Origin of the sequence: Pseudomonas edaphica, assembly GCF_005863185.1 — a bacterium.
Lineage (GTDB): Bacteria > Pseudomonadota > Gammaproteobacteria > Pseudomonadales > Pseudomonadaceae > Aquipseudomonas > Aquipseudomonas edaphica.
In genome coordinates, this window is record NZ_VBVZ01000504.1 from 1 (window position 1) to 4,636 (window position 4,636).

Sequence of the window (4,636 nt, forward strand, 5' to 3'; positions counted from 1 at the left end):
CGGTGCCGCTCGATACCGATGTGATAAAAGTTCGCGAATTGTTTATGCAATCGTTTACAGCACACGAGTCAATTCTTGATACCCCCGCACCTTCAGTAACATTCAAGGATTTAGCCAGAGAAGGGCTGATTATCGGTGTCAGCGGTTATGTGAATAGCCCACGTTCGGTGTCTGCTATTCGTAGCGACTTGTTATTTATCCTGCTGGCTCGCCTTCAAGAAATGGGTATTGGATTGTCATCGCCCCAAAGTGTGATGTTGGTCCAGGCGGAAAATAGCCTATCGAGCCCAACTATGCCGTAACGTCCTGCGTGAATAATTGTTCGGTCCAATTATTGGCCGAGTTTGCAAATTTTCAAGGGCTGGTGTCCGCGTATTGTCAAGCTTACGCGATCAGCCTGGTACACGTGTCGTTCACCTCAAGTAAATCAGAGGCAGGCAAATATCGCCGCGGCTGAACGATGCCGTTTCGAAATGAAATCACCCTAAATAAAAACAAAAGCAAGGTGTAAGTGTATGGAAAAAGAATCCCTGTGGCATTGCAGTAGGACTAAAAGTGCGCGCTTCTTAACCGGCGCCGCCGCTACTCTTGTTTTGACGGGAGGGCAGGCGGCAGAATTCAAATTAATGGAAAACGAGATTTCTGGCACCCTCATCACGACCGTTTCCTACGGTGAACTTTGGCGCGTACAAGGTCGCGATAAAAATAACAGAGATTTAAATGCGGATGATGGAAGCCGCAACTTTAATACAGGGTTGGTTTCCGAGGTCTATAAAATCACGTCTGACTTGGATGTCGCCTACAAAAACTATGGTGTGTTTGTGCGTGGCTCTGCCTTCTACGACACCCAAATAATGAGTGGTCATAACGATTATTATGACAACAATACCCCAGCCGAGCGCAGCCAACGTTATCCGAATGACAACACGTTTGGCAACGCGGTCAGGAACAAGGCAGGGCGCGATGTCGAACTCTTGGATGCTTACGTGTATGGTAAGTGGGATGTAGAGGGAGTGCCTGTCACCGCGCGCTTTGGTCACCAGGTTATTGCCTGGGGCACGAGCATGTTTTATGCCGGTGGGGTAAACATTGCTAATCCCTTTGATGTCATTCGTTATAGGCTCCCGGGATCGCTGAATAAGGAAAGTTGGACGCCGGTAAATGCGTTGAAGTTCGGGGTGGGGTTGTCTGAGCACTTATCGATGGAGGCTTTTTATCAAATCGATTGGGCAAAAACCCAGTTCAGCCCGGTAGGCACCTACTACTCCGAAACGGATTTGTTTTCGGATGGTGGCAAGGTCGCCTATAGCTCCAACGCAGCTCTTGCACCTGTGCTCGGTGCCTACTCTGCACTCGGCTCAGGGACCGTAGGGAATACCAGCCAGTTGAACGCCGTCAAGGCATCTGGGCTTTACCAGGGGGCTGGAGGACAGAACTATGCCTCCGGGAATGATTTTCGAGTAGCGAGCATAGCGGGTGATCGTAACGCTAAAGACAATGGTCAGTGGGGGGTGTCATTTAAATACATAGCTCAACATCTGCATTCGACAGAATTTGGCGCTTACTTCGTCAACTACCATGCCAAACTCCCTACCGTACGAGGCGAGTTTCCGGGCTACCAAGGTGTTGATATTCAGCAACTGGCCAAGTCACTAGGCGGAGCATCAGGGGGCACACCACTCTGTGCTGGAACAGCGTGCGGCGCCTTGGCGGGTGGTATGGCAACTGTGGATGTTTTGGGCAATCTTGTTGCAAACCGTGCGTATGCTGAGAACATCCAGATGTATGGCTTCAGCTTCAAAACCAAACTTGCAAGCTCACTATTGTTCGGTGAAATAGCCTATCGTCCCAATAATGTAATCGGCGTGGCCGCGACCGATGATGCTATAAGCGATATAGCCGCGCAAGGGGCTCAGTTTGCTGACAACTCGGGGGCCTTTGGTGCAAAAAGCGGGACGGCACTGGTCGCAGGCCGTTCGCTCACTCGAGACGGTGTGATCGACAACTCTACTCGTGTTCAGACATATAATACTTCATTGGGGGCGATGCAGTTCTTTGGGCCAGTGTTCGGTTTCGATTCGAGCTATGCGGTATTTGAACTGGCCTCGGAGCACTATCGTGGAAGTGACCTGACCTATACAGCGTACGATGGATCTACCCGCCATTATTCCGGACGCCAGAATGTAGGGTATCCTGTTGGCGGTCGGAAAGCACAAATCTACCGAGATGCGTACGGGTATACACTGATGTTAAGTGGTACATGGGATGAGGTTTTTGCCAAATTCAGCCTATCCCCTTTTATAGTTTACAAAAATGATTTCAAGGGTAACTCTAGTCAGGCTGGTAACTTTATTGAAGGTCGTCAAGTCTACACGGCCGGTCTCAAAGGTAAGTATTACAACAGTGTAGAAGGTGAGCTGGCCTACAACAAATTTTGGGGGGCTGGGCAACAAAACGCGTTGCGGGATAGGGATAACGTTGTGATGAGTGTGAGTTACACATTCTAATACGAGTTTGATAGATGGCTCGCACGCTCGATAGGTGCGGCGGTCTGAAAGCCGTCGCTTTCTCGTTGAGTGCAAGTTGGTTTATTTTTCTGTTTTTTTTTGTGCGGTTTTTGCACATGTATTGTTTGGTTATGTGCGTTATTCAAACATAGAAGTCTCCTTAAACTCGACGCCACTCACCCCGTCACGGTTTAAGGAAACGCACAAATGACCAACCCCTCTCAACAGACCATCCGCGCAATGTCTGGCGCAACACCCGTCACCCAGCTTGACCCAGCCACCACCGCACTGCTGGTCATCGATTTCCAGAACGAATATTTCAACGGCAAAATGCCGATCCCCGACGGCGGCGCCGCGTTACATAACGCCCAGTTTCTGATCGAATTCGCCGACCAGCACAAGATCCCGGTCATTCACATCCAGCACCTCGCACCGGCCGGTTCCGCAGTGTTTGCCCAGGACGGCAACACCATCGATTTCCACCCACTGATGCAGCCGCGCGCTCAAGACACACTGGTGCAGAAGACCAGCGTCAGCGTGTTCGCCAGCACTGACCTGCACAACCAACTTCAGCACCAGGGCATCCGTACCCTGATCATCTGCGGCTTGATGACTCACGCCTGTGTCGCGGGTGCGGCCCGTGATGGTGCGGCGTTGGGCTACGGCATCGTGGTCGCGAGCGATGCATCGGCGACCCGGTCGATTACTCGCGCCAACGGTGAGTCGGTGACCCAGGACCAACTGCATGCCTCGGCACTCGCCGAAATTGAAGACACTTTTGGTGACGTGCTGACCACGTCCCAGGTCATCGGCTTGTCTGTGCGCTAACGGTCGGCCTTTCAGCACCCTAATTCAACTCGTCAAACAGGACTGCATCATGACTTGCACATTCGCCACTCCATCGAGCCGCCTTCTGCCCAAGCTGCTCAAATCTGCCGTCATCGGCCTGGGCTTGATAATGGGCCTCGGCCAGTTTGCTGCCGCCGCCGAGGCACCGGCTAACCCACACCCAACCATTCGCGCCATGTTCGGTGCCAAGCCAACTGACAAACTGGACGCCAAGACCACCGCACTGTTGGTGATCGACTTCCAGAATGAGTACTACACCGGCCGCATGCCGATCCCGGATGGCATGAAAGCCCTGGAAAACACTCAGCGCCTGATTGCCTTCGCAGACAAGGAACACATCCAGGTGATCCACGTGCAGCACATCGCTCCAAATGGCGCCGCAGTATTTGCCAAAGATGGCAAGACCGTGGATTTCCATCCGCTGATGCAGCCACGCCCGCAGGACAAGGTTATTCAGAAAACCACCGTCAGCGTGTTCGCCAGCACCGATATTGATGCCCAGCTGAAGAAAGCCGGGATCAAGACGCTGATCATTTCCGGCCTCATGACCCACGCCTGTGTCGCCGCTGCGGCCCGCGACGCCACGCCGTTGGGCTACTACGTTGTGGTAGCATCCGACGCCACGGCAACCCGCGCCATCACTCGCGCCAATGGGCGTTCGGTGACCAAAGACCAACTGCATGACTCGGCGCTGGCCGAGATCGAAGACACCTTCGGTTCAGTGCTGACCACCGCGCAAATCGTCGCCTTGCCGGTTCACTGATCAGCCTGATCACTCATTGGAGTAACGCCCGCTTCATGAACCAGCTATCTGCCATGCGCGCCTTTCGGTGCATTGTCGAGGCCAAGGGCTTCTCTGCTGCGGCAGAGCGGCTGGACACTACCCACTCGACGATATCTCGGCAGTTGCAGCAGCTGGAACTTGAACTGGGCGTTCAGTTGATCAACCGCAATACCCGACGTTTCAGCCTGACCGGCCCTGGGGAGCAGTACTTCGCAGCCTGTGTCGATATTCTTGACAGCCTCGATGCAGCTACCCAGGCCATGGCACAGGGGCATCAGCGCCCCGAAGGCCTGTTGCGGGTCAGTGTGCCGCTGGTGGTGGGCACGCTGGACTTGCCGCACTGGCTGCCGGGGTTTCAGAAGCGTTATCCCGATATCGAACTTGAGCTGTGCTGCGACGACAAATTCGTTGACCTGGTGGCCGAGGGCTTCGATGTCGCCATCCGCATCGCCAGCGCTTTGGGCGATACCACGCTGATCGCTCGCACCCTCACCGT

The 4,636-nt window shown here is 53.7% G+C and carries 4 protein-coding genes and 1 pseudogene; all 5 read left to right on the top strand.

The genetic code is table 11. The annotated features are described in order from the left end of the window. A pseudogene (locus FEM54_RS34135) lies at window positions 1–302 on the top strand (DUF3772 domain-containing protein); the annotation flags it as partial. A 213-nt stretch (window positions 303–515) separates the two neighbouring features. Continuing rightward, window positions 516–2,507, top strand: a complete 1,992-nt coding sequence (locus FEM54_RS25260) for a DUF1302 domain-containing protein (protein WP_138453514.1) — start codon at window positions 516–518, stop codon at window positions 2,505–2,507. A 207-nt stretch (window positions 2,508–2,714) separates the two neighbouring features. Beyond that, on the top strand, window positions 2,715–3,335 hold the full coding sequence (locus FEM54_RS25265) for a cysteine hydrolase family protein (protein ID WP_138453515.1): 621 nt from the start codon (window positions 2,715–2,717) through the stop codon (window positions 3,333–3,335). Window positions 3,336–3,384: 49 nt separating this feature from the next. Next, window positions 3,385–4,119, top strand: coding sequence for an isochorismatase family protein (locus FEM54_RS25270; RefSeq protein WP_138453516.1), 735 nt, complete (start codon window positions 3,385–3,387; stop codon window positions 4,117–4,119). A 35-nt stretch (window positions 4,120–4,154) separates the two neighbouring features. Further along, on the top strand, window positions 4,155–4,636 hold a 482-nt coding region (locus FEM54_RS25275; RefSeq protein WP_240792803.1), incomplete at its 3' end, for a LysR family transcriptional regulator.